This is a genomic window from Bifidobacterium tsurumiense, assembly GCF_000741765.1.
Taxonomy (GTDB): Bacteria; Actinomycetota; Actinomycetes; order Actinomycetales; family Bifidobacteriaceae; genus Bifidobacterium; species Bifidobacterium tsurumiense.
Genome location: NZ_JGZU01000009.1, coordinates 97,146 through 115,124, shown reverse-complemented (window position 1 = coordinate 115,124; position 17,979 = coordinate 97,146). Strand labels below are relative to the sequence as shown.

The 17,979-nt window shown below is 54.4% G+C and carries 11 protein-coding genes and 1 pseudogene; 2 read left to right on the top strand and 10 right to left on the bottom strand.

The window, feature by feature from the left end:
* Positions 1–243: 243 nt before the first annotated feature.
* A pseudogene (gene tkt / locus BITS_RS04680) lies at positions 244–2,353 on the top strand (transketolase).
* Positions 2,354–2,438: 85 nt separating this feature from the next.
* Positions 2,439–3,542: a transaldolase gene (gene tal / locus BITS_RS04675; RefSeq protein WP_026641892.1), complete on the top strand. Its 1,104-nt coding sequence runs from the start codon at positions 2,439–2,441 to the stop codon at positions 3,540–3,542.
* A gap of 470 nt (positions 3,543–4,012) precedes the next feature.
* On the opposite strand, the gene BITS_RS08705 is transcribed toward tal, so the two are convergent.
* The 10 genes from BITS_RS08705 to uvrA all read right to left on the bottom strand — a co-directional run bounded on the left by BITS_RS08705 (position 4,013) and on the right by uvrA (position 17,838).
* Complete coding sequence (locus tag BITS_RS08705) at positions 4,013–5,530, bottom strand: serine hydrolase (protein WP_081693505.1); 1,518 nt, start codon at positions 5,528–5,530, stop codon at positions 4,013–4,015.
* 52 nt (positions 5,531–5,582) lie between these two features.
* Entirely contained in the window at positions 5,583–6,428 is an 846-nt protein-coding gene (locus tag BITS_RS04665; RefSeq protein WP_026641894.1) for an HAD family hydrolase, read from the bottom strand.
* Between the two features lie 81 nt (positions 6,429–6,509).
* Positions 6,510–6,758 carry a preprotein translocase subunit SecG gene (gene secG, locus BITS_RS04660; protein ID WP_026641895.1) on the bottom strand — a complete coding sequence of 83 codons (249 nt, stop codon included), beginning with the start codon at positions 6,756–6,758 and terminating at the stop codon, positions 6,510–6,512.
* Positions 6,759–6,842: 84 nt separating this feature from the next.
* On the bottom strand, positions 6,843–7,637 hold the full coding sequence (tpiA, locus tag BITS_RS04655; protein ID WP_026641896.1) for a triose-phosphate isomerase: 795 nt from the start codon (positions 7,635–7,637) through the stop codon (positions 6,843–6,845).
* Positions 7,638–7,734: 97 nt separating this feature from the next.
* Positions 7,735–8,940, bottom strand: a complete 1,206-nt coding sequence (locus tag BITS_RS04650) for a phosphoglycerate kinase (RefSeq protein ID WP_026641897.1) — start codon at positions 8,938–8,940, stop codon at positions 7,735–7,737.
* Positions 8,941–9,097: 157 nt separating this feature from the next.
* Positions 9,098–10,039: a DNA-binding protein WhiA gene (gene whiA, locus BITS_RS04645; RefSeq protein WP_026641898.1), complete on the bottom strand. Its 942-nt coding sequence runs from the start codon at positions 10,037–10,039 to the stop codon at positions 9,098–9,100.
* A gap of 222 nt (positions 10,040–10,261) precedes the next feature.
* The gene (gene rapZ / locus BITS_RS04640) at positions 10,262–11,227 is read right to left on the bottom strand and encodes an RNase adapter RapZ (protein ID WP_407712202.1); all 966 of its coding nucleotides are present in this window, start codon (positions 11,225–11,227) and stop codon (positions 10,262–10,264) included.
* Complete coding sequence (locus BITS_RS04635) at positions 11,224–12,141, bottom strand: shikimate dehydrogenase family protein (RefSeq protein ID WP_034533718.1); 918 nt, start codon at positions 12,139–12,141, stop codon at positions 11,224–11,226. The genes rapZ and BITS_RS04635 overlap by 4 nt, the downstream gene beginning before the upstream one ends.
* A 76-nt stretch (positions 12,142–12,217) precedes the next feature.
* Positions 12,218–14,698, bottom strand: coding sequence for an excinuclease ABC subunit UvrC (uvrC, locus tag BITS_RS04630; protein WP_026641901.1), 2,481 nt, complete (start codon positions 14,696–14,698; stop codon positions 12,218–12,220).
* Positions 14,699–14,883: 185 nt separating this feature from the next.
* Positions 14,884–17,838, bottom strand: coding sequence for an excinuclease ABC subunit UvrA (uvrA, locus tag BITS_RS04625; RefSeq protein ID WP_152571196.1), 2,955 nt, complete (start codon positions 17,836–17,838; stop codon positions 14,884–14,886).
* Positions 17,839–17,979 lie beyond the last annotated feature (141 nt).

Genomic DNA, 17,979 nt, shown 5'->3' with positions numbered 1-17,979 from the left:
TAACTGTGCCTGTCTATACGGCGGATATTCATGCAATTACTCCCCTGTGCGCGGAAGACTTGATCGCATACCGCAAGGATTTCATCCCTGTGAGCGCTAACATCACAGAAAGTCACAGAACACGCCAAATCCGAAAGCCTTAGTCGGTTGACCCAGTTACTATGTAAGAGCAATGTGAGGGCATAGACCGCCGAAGCAGATGCCGAAGGCGGTTGCCCGAATTATTGGAAGGAAAATACACCAATGACCGAATTCAAGGAAACCGAACTGGACGCACGCGCCATTACCATGGCCAAGGTCCTTTCGGCTGATGCGGTTGAAAAGGCGGGCAGCGGACACCCCGGATCCCCCGTCTCCTCTGGCACCGATCGCCTACACCCTCTATCAGCACTTCATCAAGCACGATCCGAACGATCCCAACTGGGAAGGTCGCGATCGTTTTATTCTTTCCGGCGGTCATGCCTCCCTTACCCAGTATGTCCAGCTGTATCTGTCCGGCTATGGCCTGACCATGGACGATCTGAAGAACTTCCGCGGTGGCGCTGAGACCCGCACTCCGGGCCATCCTGAGTTCGGCCTGACCCCTGGCATTGAAATGACCACCGGTCCTCTGGGACAGGGCTTTGCCTCCGCAATCGGTTTCGCTTATGGTGAGCGCTTCCAGCGTGGCCTGCTCGACCCTGAGGCTCCTAAGGGCGATTCCCCATTCGACCACAAGATCTGGGTCATCTGCGGCGAAGGCGATATCGAAGAAGGTATCTCCGGCGAAGCAGCATCCTTGGCAGCAAACCAGGAACTTGGCAACCTGACCGTAATCTTCGACGCAAACCGCATCCAAATCGAAGGCGACACCAATCTGGTGCTTGCTGAGGATGTGCTTAAGCGCTTCCAGGCATACGGCTGGTACACCGATGAGTTCAGCTTCATCCAGCCTGACGGCTCCTACAAGGAAGACGTTGACGGATTCGCAGCCGTCGTAGAGAAGGCACAGAAGGAAGCTCCGAACCAGCCAAAGCTGATCAAGGTCGATACCCTGATCGCATGGCCGACCCCAGGCAAGACCAACGATCCTTCCGCTCACGGTTCCAAGCTCGGCGCAGAAGCCGTTGCTGGCCTGAAGAAGGTCCTGGGCTACGATCCTGAAGAGAACTTCCACGTTGACGAAGAGGCTCTTGCACATGCACGCAAGGTCGCCGAGCGCGGTCTGGAAGCTCATAAGGAATGGGACGAAAAGTTCGACGCTTGGCGCAAGGCCAACCCGGACAAGGCTGCTCTGTACGATCGCATCAAGACCGGCGATTTGCCTGAAGGCTTCGACGAGGCCATCGACAAGGCAGTAGAAGGCTTCGAGGTCGGCAAGGGCATCGCAACCCGCGGCGCTTCCGGCACCATCCTCAATGCAATCGCAGCCGTTATGCCTGAGCTCTGGGGTGGTTCCGCTGATTTGGGCGGTTCCAACAAGACCGATCTCAAGGGTGCTGCAACCTTCGCTCCAAAGGGCAACGAAACCGCACAGTGGCCTGTATGCGACGAATACGGTCGTCAGCTGCACTTCGGCGTGCGCGAGTTCTCCATGGGCGCCATCACCAACGGCATCCTGCTGGGCTCCCACACTCGCCCATTCGGCGGCACCTTCTTCATGTTCTCCGATTACGAGCGTCCGGCTGTGCGTCTGGCTGCTCTTATGGAGATCCCGAACCTGTATATCTGGTCCCACGACTCCGTCGCCGTCGGCGAGGATGGTCCGACCCACCAGCCGATTGAGCACCTGGCAGCATTCCGCGCAATGCCTCAGCTCGAAGTGGTTCGCCCGGCTGATGCCTTCGAAACCGCAGAAGCCTACCGTGCATTCTTCGAGAAGTCGAACTCTCTGCCGACCGCAATGGTGCTCACCCGTCAGGGCGTGCCTGCTTTGGCAGAAACCGCACAGAAGGCTCGCGAGGGCGTGAAGAAGGGCGCATATGTGCTCGTCGAAACCGAAGGAACCCCTGATGTCATCCTCATGGCTTCAGGTTCCGAGGTCCAGTGGGCAGTTGCTGCAGCAAAGACCCTTGCCGATGAAGGCGTGAAGGCTCGCGTCGTTTCCGTTCCTTCGCTGGAATGGTTCGAGGAGCAGGACGCGGAATACAAGGAAGCCGTGCTTCCTGCCGCTGTCAAGGCTCGTGTCTCCGTCGAAGCCGGTGTGGCAATGCCTTGGTACAAGTACCTCGGTAGCTACGGCAAGCCTGTTTCCATCGAGCAGTTCGGTCTGCAGGGTGACGGCGCACAGAATATGATCGACCTCGGCATCACCGCCGAGCATGTGGTGGAAGCCGCCAAGGCATCCATCGCTGAAGTCGAAGCCGCCAAGTGATGATTCGTGGGCCGCACACCTCATGTGCGGCCCACATGCACAATTAAAGATTTGTTCCATAGCGGAATATAAGGAGAAATAACAAATGACTGAAGCAACTCAGCGCACGTCCGATTCCGGCGTTTCCATCTGGCTGGACGATCTGTCCCGCACCCGCATCGAGTCGGGCAACCTGCAGGAGCTCATCGCTGACAAGAACGTCGTCGGCGTCACCACCAACCCCTCCATCTTCCAGAAGGCATTGAGCCAGGTCGGCCCATATGATGCCCAGCTCAAGGAACTCGGCAAGGTGGATGTGGAAACCGCTATTCGCGAGCTGACCACCACCGATGTGCGCAACGCCACCGATATCTTCCGTGAAGTTGCAGAGAAGACCGATTTCGTTGACGGCCGCGTCTCCATCGAGGTGGATCCTCGTCTGGCCCACGAGACCGAAGCAACCGCAGTCCAGGCAGTGGAACTGTGGGAGAAGGTTGACCGTCCGAACGCGATGATCAAGATTCCTGCAACCCTCGAAGGTCTGCCAGCAATCACCGCAACCCTGGCCAAGGGCATTTCCGTGAACGTCACCCTGATCTTCTCGCTCGAGCGCTACGAGCAGGTCATCGATGCCTTCATCGAGGGCATCGCACAGGCTGCCGCCAACGGTCATGACCTCAAGCACATCGGTTCCGTGGCTTCCTTCTTCGTCTCCCGCGTGGATTCCGCTGTGGACAAGCTGCTCGAAGAGAACGGTTCCGAAGAAGCCAAGGCCCTCGAAGGCAAGGCTGCTGTGGCCAACGCTCGTCTGGCCTATGAGCTCTTCGAGAAGAAGTTCGCCGAGGATCCTCGTTGGGCCGATCTCGAGGCCAAGGGCGCCAAGAAGCAGCGTCCTCTGTGGGCTTCCACCGGCACCAAGAACGCCGCATACTCCGATTGCAAGTATGTCGACGAACTGGTCGCTCCATTCGTGGTGAACACCATGCCTGAGAAGACTCTGAACGCTCTTGCTGATCACGGCAATGGCGCTCCAAGCATCAAGGGCACTTATGAAGATGCACACGCTGTGATGGACAAGCTGGCTGAGCTCGGCATCGACTTCAAGGCTGTCACCGACAAGCTTGAGGCTGACGGCGTTGCAGCATTCATCAAGTCCTGGGATACCGTTCTGGCTGATGTTCAGGCTGGTATCGACCGCGTGAATGCCTGATTCACTTACAGGAATGATTCTTCGATAATCAATCCCAACCGTCACACTTCGGCGTGACGTGAAAATGGGTCCGCTCCTTATGGAGTCGGGCCCATTTTCATATCTGTGCATCTGAATCCGTGCATCTGAATCCGTGCATCTGAATCCGTGCATCTGAAATCTAGTATCCGTATTCAGTATCTAAATCCCGGAGCCTTATCTTGCAGCGATAGCCTGTGGCTAAACCCTCTCCTCATGTCCTCTGGCTATATGTCCTCTGGCCATATTCCCATCACCATATTCTGCAACCATTTCCATCGCTTTATACTTCAGCCATGTTTCTGCAACCTCATTCCGGAGTCTCACTCCTGAGCCATATCCGCAGCGCATTCCTATCAACATATGCTTACTCGTGATTCAACGCAGAAAAAACATATGCCTCCACACACAAGTGCAGAAGGCATATATGACCGTGACTTCGCAAACCGGAACTACTTCTTGGTAATGCTCCTATGAATGCGGGAAAGCACTGCCGTGGTCAACTGAGCGGCACGGGTATCACCCTGATCATGAGTCATAATGGCGACGGATACCGTCACACCTTTGTCTTTGACAATGAGGAAATAGTTCACACTGTTTTGAATGCCTGAACCTCGATGGGCTGCAACCGTCATGCCTTCTGGGATGGTAACCCCGCTTGATGCCACATCGACACTCATCAATGACACTGCTGAGGTCTTGGCAACGGCATTCAGCATAGCCACAGCATCCTGTGCACTGGTGTAATTCTCTTTGCCTTCATTCGACGCAGCAACATCACCGTAATTTCTTTGCAATTCGGTGGAAGCATAGCCATGGGATGACAACCATGCATTCACGCCTTGAGTTCCACCAAGATCAGCAATCAGCTGGTTGGCGGCATCATTGTTCATGCTGCTCATCATGTCACTGGCTGTCGCATTTGAGGTCTCACCATTATTCGTAGCCGCCAAATACACCGGCAGATACAACCCTGCTGCAACGAGCCTCTGGTTTGACTGCTTGGAATCATAGGTCGTTGCTTCGGCTCCGACTGTTGAAATCGAGACTGCGACATCGGTGGTCGAGTATGCATCGATTATGGAATCGAAATCAGCACTGGAAAAACTCACGGCAGCATCCGCGCTGGAACTATCCGGCGATGCCGAGGTAGTGCTCGAACTATCACTGCTTGCAGATGAAGAAGGGCTGGCAGCGGATGCAGATGTGTTGGAAGCCGTCGAAGCCGCTCGCTCTGAGGCAAGTTGATGCCCCAGAATCACAGTGGTCACGATGGCAATGACCGCAATCACCGAAATAATGGCTACGATAATTCCCATACGGCGAGTAGAAGAACTGCTTGTGGCGCTTCCAGAAGAATTGGCATTCGATGTTGCTGCCATAGGCACCGTGGGATCTGCAAGCACCGGACTTTGGGCAGCACTCCCAGTGGCGCATTCTTGTTCTCCTTCATCATATTGCGCCATGAAGGTGTCAAAATCATTGCCGACAACAGGCTGACTCTGTATGGGCTGCTCTTGTCCGATGCCCTGATCGTGGACACTCTGAAAACCACTGCCCTGCGCTGCCATGCCTTGTTCATAGTTCTGCCCAAGGTTGCTGGACACAAAGCCTTGTGTTCCTTGGGTCGGAGATTGCGTATCAGAGCCGGTGCCTTCGCCTCCAGGAAATGCAGAGGGCTGCCTAGCCGCATTCGATGAGGCTCCAACACCGGAATACGACAGTTGATCGCCTATTGCAGGAATTGCAGTTTGGGATTGCGTCTTCTGAGGCATGGCTGGCATCGTCAGTTCAGGAACTGTCGGAACCTGGTTGGCCTGCCCGGATACGACATCCTGCACATCGGGGCTCGATTTGATTTGCTCCCCCGGCTGTGCACCCGGCTGAACGGATCCTACCGGCGTCCCGCAGTTTTGGCAAAACCTGTCATCCGCCGAAAGCGGAGACCCGCAATGCATACAAAATGACATCAGAACTCGCTCCCTCTCATCTCTTCGCAATCCTGTGGCCTTAGGCCATATTCTATAGCAGATGTTCCTCTATCCAATGGGCAACGCCATCCAGATTATTTGAAGGACAGACCTCATCGGCAATATGCAGCACATCGGTATGCGCATTCGCAACCGCAACTCCTATTCCTGAACGCTGAAGCATGGCGATGTCAATCGTATCGTCGCCGAAACTCACGGTTTTGCGAGGAGAAATGCCAAAGCGCTTGCATATGGTCATCAAGGATTGTTCCTTATTTGCCATAGGATTCATGAGCATCCACATCACGCCTTCGGAAATATTGACCGCAAGATCCTCAGGAACCAATTGTTCAAGCAATGCAGACTGCCCTGCCTTGGGGAAGATAATGATCTTATCGGCAACACCCTCAGGGACATCGTGAAAATCGGTTATGGTGAACGATTGCGTAGTCCAATACTCCCTGACATCGAAATTGGTATACCGCATATCATCCATCACAATGCCGATGCGCAGATCAGGGATTTCGCTGAGTAGTTGAAGGCATACCTCACACGCCCTGCGCGAGGGAAAACCGACCTTGACCACATGCTGCTGAGAAGCATTCACCGGATTCGTCAAGCTGTCGAAATCGGACTGCAATGGCTGAAAATCAATCAAAGCGCCATTGAGATACGAGCATGCATCCGTCGGTAGTTTCTGAACGAAGGAAAGGCCTGTGCTCACCGGACGAGCCGTGGACACCGCACAGCGTATGCCGGAATCATGGAGTCGTTGCAAAACCCAGATGCTGTAATCGCTGACAAAACGTTCCTCAAAGGTTGGTGCATCATGCATCAACGTGCCGTCAAGGTCCACAACCACTAATTCAGGACGTTCAAGAGTTGAGAGGTGTGTCATATCCGCCTTAAGTCTTCTCCATATACAAGAATCCGGGTTCTCGCGCTTACGAAAAACCCGGATTCAGTACGTCTTGTGCAATCAGGCAACGCCGAACTTGGTCATCAGATCAAGAGCGATGATGATTCCCACCCACAACAGTGCAATGATCACCGTCCAGCGGTTCAAATTCTTCTCAGCAACGCCTGAGGAACCCGCGTTCTGGGTCAGACCACCGCCGAACATATCTGACAAACCGCCACCCTTGCCACGGTGCATAAGGATAAGCAGTGTCAGCAAAGCGCTGAAGATGACCAGGATGATCTGCAATACGAGCTTGACAACCGACATACGGGTTAACCTCCAAAGACAAGTTACTGTGATTAACAATAGCGCAAGGCCTTGAACAACAACAGCGTGTCAAGACCCACGAAGTTACCGTGATCCGGATTTTGCCGCAAGGCGGGCAATCGTGGCTAGCTCATCGACATCAAGCGAAGCGCCGCCGACCAGGAAACCGTCCACATCAGGTTCGCTGATGAGCTGGGAAGCGTTCTTGGAAGTCACCGATCCGCCATACAAAATACGCACGGAATCGGCCACGGACGCATTGAAGCTCTTGCGCAAATCGTCACGTATTGCCTTGGCGGCATCCTGTGCGGTTTCCGGAGTCGCCACCATGCCTGTGCCGATGGCCCAAACCGGCTCATACGCAACGATAAGTCGTGCTGCTTCAGCCTCAGAAAGATCACGGGTCACGTCATGCACCTGACCCACAGCAAAATCAAGTTCGATGCCCTGCCTGCGTTCCTCGAAGCTCTCCCCCACGCATAATATCGGTTGCATATCGGCTGCCAGGACTGCACGGACCTGGTCCACGATATTGGCGTCATCTTCGGGATGATATTTTCTGCGCTCAGAATGGCCGACAATCACGTATGAGCAACCCAAACTTGCCAGCATATCCGCCGAAACGTCGCCCGTGAATGCGCCTTGCGCGGTGACGGAAACCGCCTGTGCACCATAGGTGATATTGAGACGATCCGCTTCCACAAGCACTTGCACGCTTCGCAGTGATGTGAACGAAGGCATCAACGCCACTTCGCAACGCTTGTAATCAAAGCGGACATCACGCAACGACCAAGCCAGTTTCTGCACGAAATACGTGGCCTCCAGATGATCGAAATTCATCTTCCAGTTACCTGCCACGAGTGGAATTCGATGCGGCATATCGCTCCTTACTATGCGCACTTTGATTACAGACGACAAAGCATAGCGGGCATGCCGCTATGAGCATGCCCGCACATCACGGATACGTGAGTGTCGATTAGTCGAGCACCTTCAGTCCCGGGAGTTCCTTGCCCTCAAGCAATTCGAGAGAAGCGCCGCCACCAGTGGAGATGTGCGAGAAGCCCTTCTCTTCGAAACCGAGGTTGCGCACAGCAGAAGCGGAATCGCCGCCGCCGACAATGGTGAAAGCGCCTGCTGCGGTGGCATCAACCAGACCCTGAGCAACAGCACGGGTACCGTCAGCGAAAGCAGCCACTTCGAATACGCCCATAGGACCATTCCAAACGACAGTCTTCGAATCAACGATCTTGTCGTGGAAGAGCTTCTGGGAATCCGGGCCGATATCAAGACCCATCTTGTCCGCAGGAATGGCGTCGGCCGGCACTACCTCAGGAGCGACCGGGGTATCGCCTGCAGGGAATCCTGCATTGACGACGATATCGGTGGGGAGCACAAGCTCTACATTGTTCTTCTCAGCGGTTTCGATGTATCCCTTGACCTTGTCCAGCTGATCCTCTTCCAGCAAGGAAGTACCAACTTCGTAACCCTTGGCCTTGAGGAAGGTGAACACCATGCCGCCGCCGATGACCAGGCGATCAGCCTTGCTCAGCAGGTTCTCGATAACACCGAGCTTGTCAGAAACCTTGGAACCGCCAAGCACCACGGTAAGCGGGCGAACAGGATCGACAGTCGCCTTGGAAAGTGCGGTGACTTCCTTCTCAACCAACAAACCTGCTGCAGCCGGCAGATCAGCTGCCACATCGTAATTCGAGCCTTGTGCACGGTGGACCACGCCGAAACCGTCGGAAACGAACACATCGCCCAATGCCGCGATCTTCTTGGCATAGGCGGAACGCTCCGCAGCATCCTTGCTGGTCTCTTCAGGATTGAAACGCACATTCTGCAGAAGAACCACATCGCCATCCTGCATTGCGGCGACCTTGGCCTGCGCATCCTCACCATAGGTGTCCTCAGCCAATGGCACATCCACACCGAGCAGCTCGCCCAGACGCTTGGCCACAGGAGCCAAGGAGAGTTCAGGAACAACTTGTCCCTTAGGACGACCCAGATGGGCCATCAGAATGACCTTAGCGCCCTCTTCACGCAGCGTATTAATCGTCGGCAACGCAGCCCTGATACGACCATCATCAGTAATGGTGGTACCGTCCAGCGGAACGTTGAAATCAGCGCGAACGAGAACGCGCTTACCCTTGAGATCACCGAGATCCTTGAGTGTCTTCATGAATATCCTTTCTGACCGCGTACACACCGCAGCGTGCACTTGCGGGAAGATCGTGACGTGAACATACGCCAATTGCGATGATACAAGCAACAACGAACAAAAAGCCCTGTCCGAAAGCAAATCCGGACAGGGCTCCGCGGCCTAATATCGCCAAAAACTACTGACGCCGTGCACGTTCTGTTTTATCCGCCAACTGCAGCAAACGCCGGATGCGACCGGCAATGGCATCCTTGGTAATAGGTGGTTCTGCAAGACGTCCCAGCTCTTCAAGGCTTGCATCACCATGATCGAGGCGAAGCTGACCAGCTGCACGAAGATTTTCCGGTACCGAATCGCCAAGAATCTCAAATGCATGGCGGACCTTTTCACTCGCTTCCGCGGCAGCTTTTGCGGAACGACGCATATTGGCATCGTCAAAATTGGCCAAACGATTGGCTTTGCCCCTCGAATCCCCATCTACGCGCTTGCCAGTCCACTCACGCGCCGAGCGAGGAGCCCCGATAAGGTTCAGCATGCGCTCGATGGCATCCGGATCACGCAAAGTCACGCGCTCAGAACTCCGCACCTGCCTTGCACGCGCCCCAATGCCCAGTCGTCGTGCGGCACCCTGCAAAGCCATTGCAGCTTCCTGAGTCGGACAGATAATCTCCATATAGCTGGCCTTGCCCGGAGCCGAAAGCGAACCACGCGCCATAAACGCACCACGCCAAGCCGCCTTGATCTGCGCGATATTGCCACTGACAATTTCAGCGGGCAAACCCTTCACCAAGCGCATGCGGCTGTCGAGCAGACCTGCCTGAAGCGCCAAGGCAGTCGCTCCACGCTCCACGACCACATCGTATCGATGCACCACTCCTGCCGGTGTCTCCACCGAAACCGGAACCAAGGAAGCTTCTCGCTGATAATGCTGTTGGATCATTTCCTGCAGCCATTGGGCTGCATCAAGGGAATCAAACGATGCCCTGATAATGGCTCGACCGTTTACCGGGCGCAAGCCGCCACCAAAACGCATCATGGCTGTCGCCTGAGCCATTTTGGCGGGAGCTAATTCGCTTTCGATTGCGGCAAGTTCGCTTTTGACATCGTCGAGAAGCGCCAAGAGCCAACCTCCTACTTCCTGTTCTTCGCACTACCTATATGCGTTCACGCTCGTCATATTGCGCAACGCCACGGCTTTCTGTGATACCTAAGGTCTTGGACAAGATTATGCCAAACATCAAGTGCATGGTTGGCGCTGACCGTTATACGATACCGCATAATCTCGCCCTTTTCAAAGTTCTGCTTGAAGCATGCAAACGGACGGAGCTGAGCCTGACCTCGACTATCGGCCTTCGCGCTGCTTCCTGCGAAGTTCCCTTGCAGATACGCTAACGGACAGTCCACGGTCACGAAGCCGCTTTGCCAATTCTTCGCTCATCGCCACCGAACGATGCTGCCCTCCTGTGCATCCGATTGCGATGGTGACATAATGCTTATCTTCTTTGGCATATCCTTCGATAGCGCAGCTCAAAGCTTGTTCGTACGCATCCAGGAATTCGACTGCCCCATCGCTGGAGAGCACATAATCGCTCACCGGTTTGTCCAAACCGGTGAGTTCACGCAGACTCGGCACCCAATACGGATTTGGCAGGAAACGAACATCGGCAACGAAATCGGCATCGATTGGCATGCCGTATTTGAAACCGAAACTGAATATATGCACGCTCACTGTGGACGGTCCTGATCCCAGCATCGCCTCATACAATTTGGTAGAGAGTTGATGGATGCTTAATGCCGAAGTATCGATGACCGTATCGGCTCGTTCTTTGAGATGCGCAAGCAATTCTCGTTCAGCCAGGATTCCGTCAATCAGCCTGCCTCCCTTTTGGAGAGGATGAGGCCTGCGCACGGATTCATACCGTTTGACAAGTACATCATTGCTGGCGTCCAGGAACAGAATCCGCGTTTTGACGCCAAGGTCATCCAAATGGCTCAGCACAGCTGCCAGATCATCGAAATAACTGCGGGAACGCACGTCGATAACCGCCGCCAGCTTGTGCAATTTCGAGCCTGAGGTCATCATATCAACCAGAGGAATAAGGAGTTTCGGGGGGAGATTATCAACCACATACCATCCCATATCCTCGATGCAATCCGCTGCATGGGACCGTCCTGCACCGCTCATACCGGTTATCAGCAGAACATCTATTTCATCATCAGGGTTCTGCCCGTTCACATCGGCATCTTGCAATTGCTGTTTCAATTCGTCCAAGTGCAAGTGCTTGCCGTCCTCGTCCATCATGGTCATAAAGCCTCCTCGAGCGCACTTCTCATGGCTTGTTCTACATGAAATTCCAAAGCTTCTTCACATCCTGTGATCAGATGGACCTGCTTGATTGCCTGATACAACAGCATCTCCTCTCCGCCGATGCCCAAGCCACCGCAGCCTTCCCATGCTGTGAGCAACCGAGAAGGACGTGGATCATATGCCACGTCAAGCAATGATCCGGCACATTTCACCCCTGAAGATGCCAATGCATCGGCAATCGGATCCGCCGCATGAGCGGGCAAGGTGCTTATCACCATTGCACTCGACGTCAACACTTCACACGCTTGGGCAAGTGGAACCACTTCGCATTGCATACCGTGGCGCGCAGCGATTTCAGAGATAAATGGATTCTTGTCTGGATGCCTCGCCAATACGGTGATACCGCTGATTCCATGTTGTGCCATTGCCGTACACGCTGCCATGGCAGAACTTGCCGTATTGCCATTGCCGATAATTGCCGCCCTTTCTCTGTGCTCGGAGGATATCGCCATGCTGACTGAGGGAAGCGTTTCATATTGGTGCCACGCATGCTCAAATGCTTTGACGATGCCCTCGACATCAGTGTTGTACAGATTGATTTTCGGCTCATTCTCGGCATTCCAGTCGAATACGGCCGTGTTGGCAACGCGAAGCTCCTGCGACCACGCATCCCGAAGTTGTCCAAAGGGCAGAATCGTCTGCTTGAGCGGCATGGTAAGGCTTAACCCACGCCAATTGGGATCGAGCTCTCGAAGAAAAGACGGTAGCTGTTCCTGGGATACCTCACGACGGTCATACACCCAATCCTGCAATCCGAGTGCTTGATACGCCGCCATATGCAATACAGGAGATAATGAGTGAGCAATCGGTTGTCCCAGCACTGCACACCGCTGAACCGTTTCCTGCAACGCCATCACCTCTCTCAGGGACGAATCGACGAAACTCACACCATTCTATGCCATTGCATGACACCGGACAGCATCCCACAACTCATGCGTCCGGACTGCTGTTCGGGGACTCATTCGTCGGTTGGTCTTGCGAATGCAAGGCCTGATAAATGGACTCCGCCTTGGCATGACCGACACCCTTCACTGACTCGAGTTGTTCGATACTGGCCTCACGCATCGCCCGTACGGAACCGAAAGCATTGAGCAAACGCTTCTGGTAGGCTTCGCCGATACCTGGGATATCATCCAAGGCCGAGCGCAAAGCTCCTTTTCGTCTGGTCTGACGGTGATAGGTTATGGCGAAGCGGTGGGACTCGTCGCGAACGCGCTGTAATAAATACATGCCTTCGGATTGGCGTTTGAGAATAATCGGATACTCGTCATCCGGCACCCAGACCTCCTCAAGTCGCTTTGCCAAACCGCATACGGCCACATCATTGACTCCGGAATCCGCAAGAGCTCGTGCCGCTGCCATGACTTGAGGCTGTCCGCCGTCAACCACCACCAGATTGGGTTTATAGGCAAAATGACGACGATTCGTATGCTGTTGCACGATCCCTTCTTGGGGCATCTGCTGTGCAGGGTGCTGTGAAGTTGGTTCGATCTGCTTCGTTTGTTCAGCGCTTCCATCAGGTTCAGGCTTGTCTGCAATTGATGATGGAGATGTTGTTGCTTGCTGAGCTTGCTGATTGTGCTGAGCTTGCTGGGCACGGCGTTCGTTATCCATGCTTTCGCCACTATCTCCTGCGATATTGCCGTGCCTGAAACGACGAGTCAGGGTCTCGTACAAAGCGCTGAGATCATCGACCGCGCCCTTGCCGTCCTTGCCGCGGATGGCAAAACGCCGGTATTCGGATTTTTTGGCGATACCGTCTTCGAATACCACCATTGAAGCGACCTGGAACGCCCCTGCGACAGTATTCGAGATATCGTAGCATTCAATGCGCAGAGGGGCCTGAGACAGCCCCAAAGCCTTGGCCACATCATTCATGGCCTGGGTTCTTGCGCCAATATCTGAGATACGGCTCATCTTGCTGCGTTGCAATGCCTGTCGAGCATTCTCATTGGCTCGATCCATAAGTGCTTTCTTCTCGCCACGACTTGCCACACGAATGGTTACCGCACTCCCCCGCATACCACTGAGCAACGTCTCCAACTCAGACTTTCGCGCAGGTTCGATGGGGACGATAACCTCCCTGGGAACAGGCGAGATAGGCGAAAGCAGATCCGAACGTCCTGTCTGCTCTTGGCGTTCACGCCGGTTCCTTGTGGCCTGTGCGCGGGAGATACTGTCGGTTGCCGTAAGGCTTTGCGTGACGCCTAATGCATCACGTCGCTCTTCAATTGCAATCGCTTGACGATTCTGCCCGTCTTCGACATCCTCTTCGTGCGCATATGAGGTATCTTCAGTTTGCTCTGGCCTGTCAGAAGCCTGACGCTCGCCCATCATGTCGGAATACACCTGAACGATGAGGTCGGCCATCAGCTCACTGTCTTCGATATCCTCAACGCGCTCCACGCTCCAGTTGCGCTCACCACGAATGGATCCCGAGCGAACGAAGAACGCGTGAACAGATGCTTCGAGTTCGTCTGAATCGATGCCGAAAACATCGGCATCGACATCCTGATCGAAAACAACCGCATTCTGCTCAATCACGGTTTGCAGCATCTGTATGTCATCGCGCAGCTTTGCGGCCTTTTCGAACTCCAGATCGGCGCTGGCGGCCTTCATATCCCGAGTCAACTGGGCGATGTATGACCTGCCGACGCGTCCGGTGAGCACACCGACGAGACGTTCGCATTGCGCCCTATGTTCCTTGACACTGATTCGTCCGACGCACGGTGCCGAGCATTTTCCAATCGAGGCAAGCAGACAAGGTCTTCCGGTGAGTTGGGCTTTGCGAAATACTCCGTTGCTACATGTACGTACAGGAAAAGTCTTCAGCAAGCCATCTAGGCTATGCCGCAGATTCCAGACTTTCGCGTATGGTCCAAAATACCGGCTGTCCCTGCGCTTACGGCTTCTCGTCACCCATACGCGCGGCACTGACTCGCCTACTGATACAGCAAGATAAGGGTAGGTCTTATCATCGCGGAATACCACATTGAATCGCGGATCGAATTCCTTGATCCACGTATATTCCAAAGTGAGTGCTTCGAGTTCGGTACCCACCACAGTCCATTCAAGGCTGCGTGCCGTCAGCACCATCGTCTGCGTTCTGGGATGCAACTGGTTGAGCGGCTGGAAATAATTGGTCAATCGGTTCCGCAGGCTTTTGGCTTTGCCGACGTAGATGACTCGACCATCCCCGTCACGCCATTTGTATACACCTGGCTGCGCCGGAATATCTGAAGTTTTTGGACGGAAGAGGTCACGAGTGTCTCCGAGCAGGGGTGCGCCGTTCGCATTAACCGATGACTGATCACTCTCGGCCAATGACCCGGAAGCGCCGGTGGATTCGTCTTGCAACAATCGCGCAGTGCGTCGCCACACTTCCGGACTATGCCGTTCGAAGACTGCCATGGTGCCGCACCTTCCTTGTTCCGATCGGTTTTCACCGCATTGCCATAAGCGTATGCGATGCATAGTTCAGTTAATGAATGGCCACGCCATCGCCCGCATTTTCCAGTCAACCCTCAAGTCAACTTTCCAGTCAACCACGCATCGCCAGCCCATTTCTGCCGGTATTGGTCTCAACCAGTCTCGGATTATGCTCCAAGCATTGGCTTGAGGAACCGCCCTGTCCAGCTTTCCTCACATTGGGCCACTTGCTCAGGGGTGCCTTGCGCGACGATGGTTCCACCGCCGCTGCCGCCTTCCGGCCCCAGATCAATCAGCCAGTCCGCTGACTTGACCACATCGAGATTATGCTCGATGACGATTACGGAATTGCCCTTATCGACCAATCCCTGCAAGACCACCAGCAATTTGCGCACATCCTCAAAGTGCAAACCAGTCGTCGGCTCATCAAGGATATACACGGTTTTGCCTGTCGACCTGCGCTGCAATTCGGTGGCGAGCTTGACTCGCTGGGACTCACCTCCTGAGAGGGTCGGTGCCGGCTGACCCAAACGGATGTATCCCAAACCCACCTGCACCAAGGTGTCGAGATAACGAGCGATAGAAGGATATGCCTTGAAGAACACCGCAGCCTCTTCAATGGGCATATTCAACACATCCGCCACGGATTTGCCGTTGTACAGCACTTCCAGGGTTTCGCGATTGTATCGCTTGCCATGGCAGACCTCGCACTCGACATACACATCAGGCAGAAAGTTCATTTCGATTTTCAAAGTGCCGTCACCGTGGCAGGCTTCGCATCGGCCGCCCTTGACGTTGAAGGAGAACCGACCTGGACCATAGCCGCGCACCTGAGCCTCTGGGGTTTTGGCAAACAGGGCACGAATCTTATCCCACACACCCGTGTATGTGGCGGGATTGGATCGTGGTGTTCGTCCGATTGGATTTTGATCGACGTGGATCACTTTGTCGCACTGATCCACACCTTCCACGCGCGTGTGCTTGCCGGGAACGATGCGAGCTCCATTGAGCTTGTCCGCAAGCACCGGATACAGGATGGAATTCACCAAGGTGGACTTTCCTGATCCAGACACGCCGGTGACGCATGTCATCACTCCCAAGGGGAAGGACACATCCAGGGATTTCAGATTGTTCTCCCGAGCCCCCACCACTTTGAGCTGCTTCGTCTTGCGCACTTTTCTGCGCTTGCTCGGCACCGCTATGGAACGCCGACCGGCAATGTAATCTCCGGTAATCGAGCGTTTGGCATCCACAATATGTGCGGCAGGTCCGCTGTAGACCACTTCCCCGCCATGCTCGCCTGCGCCCGGTCCGATATCGACCAGCCAATCGGCGCGTTCTATGGTGTCTTCATCATGTTCAACAACTACCAAAGTATTGCCCAAATCACGCAGATGATGCAGGGTTTCAATGAGCCGTTCATTGTCTCGCTGATGCAGTCCGATGGATGGCTCATCTAGTACGTACATCACGCCGACAAGTCCTGAACCGATTTGCGTGGCAAGCCTGATGCGCTGCGCCTCGCCGCCGGACAGGGTCTTGGCCGCCCGAGACAGCGTCAGATAATTCAAGCCCACATCGTTCAGGAAGCCCAAACGAGCGCGAATTTCCTTAAGCACTTCTCCTGCAATCTGTGCCGCAGCACCTTCAAGATGCAATGCATTGACCCAACGCAGACTGCTTTCGACAGGCATATCGCATACGTCGGCAATCGATTGATCGGAAACAGTGACTGCCAGCACTTCAGGACGAAGCCTGCGCCCGTGGCATGCCTGGCATGGCACTTCGCGCATATATGACTCGTAGTACTGCTTCATCTGGTCGGAATCGGTTTCCTCATGGCGTCGCTTAAGCGTGCGCACCACGCCTTCAAAACCGGTGGAATATTCCCGCTGACGCCCCCAACGGTTGCGGTATGATACCTTGACCTTGAAATCATGACCGTACATGATCGCATGGCGAATATCTTCGGAGAGCTTCTTCCAAGGAGTGTCGAGGTCGAATCCCAGGTCCTCGCCAAGGCCTTCGAGCACATGGCGATAGTATTCCCCCGAACTCTTGCTCATTCCCCAAGGCTCGATGGCGCCCTCATTCAGGGTTTTGCTTGGATCCGGGATAACCAGCTCAGGATCGATTTCCAAACTGTACCCGATACCCGTGCATACGGGGCATGCACCATAAGGCGCGTTGAAGGAGAAGGTTCGCGGTTCGATCTCATCCAATTCCAGCTGATGACCATTCGGGCATGCGCGATGTTCTGAGAAAGGTCGACGGCGCTGGTCATCATCTTCCGGCAAATCCACGAAATCGGCGATCATGACGCCTTTGGCAAGACGCAGTGCCGTTTCAACCGAATCGGTCAAACGTTGCCGAATGCCATCCTTGATCACCAAGCGATCCACTACCACTTCTATGGTGTGCTTCTTTTGCTTGGTCAATGTGATGTCGTCAGAGAGTTGGCGCATTTCCCCGTCGATAAGCGCTCGAGCATATCCATCAGAGCGCAGCAACTCAAGCAAATCAGTGAATTCGCCTTTTCTTCCGCGCACCACGGGAGCCAAAATCTGAAAACGGGTTCTCTCGGGTTGCTGCAGCAATGCATCAACCATTTGCTGAGGAGTTTGGGCGCTCACCAACTCGCCGCACTCAGGACAGTGCGGTATGCCGGTTCGGGCGAAGAGCAAACGCAGATAATCATAGATCTCCGTAATGGTACCCACAGTGGAACGCGGATTGCGGTTGGTGGTTTTCTGGTCAATGGAAACCGCCGGGCTCAACCCCTCTATGAAATCCACATCCGGCTTGTCCATTTGCCCCAAGAATTGACGCGCATATGCACTCAGGGACTCCACATACCGCCGTTGACCTTCGGCGAATAAGGTGTCAAAAGCCAGAGAGGACTTCCCCGATCCGGACAGGCCAGTGAACACCACCATGCGATTGCGAGGGATGGAAAGATCGGCATTGCGAAGATTATGCTCCCTCGCCCCCTGAATCGTGATCTTCAAATCACTTGGGATATGACTGATATCAGCCACGAGTGAACCATTATGATCGACGATCGGAGCCTTGGCCAACTCCTGCTGCAAAAAAGACTCACTGTCAAGGACATGTTCAGCCATAGCCCGTTGCGCTGTCTGGGTGGATGCCACCGCTACCTCCGTCATCGTTCTTACTGCCTCAAGAATACCGTATGCACAACACATTTTCGAACACTTGTTCGACTACTGCAAACCTACACTTTGGCTTCGACTGAGCAATTC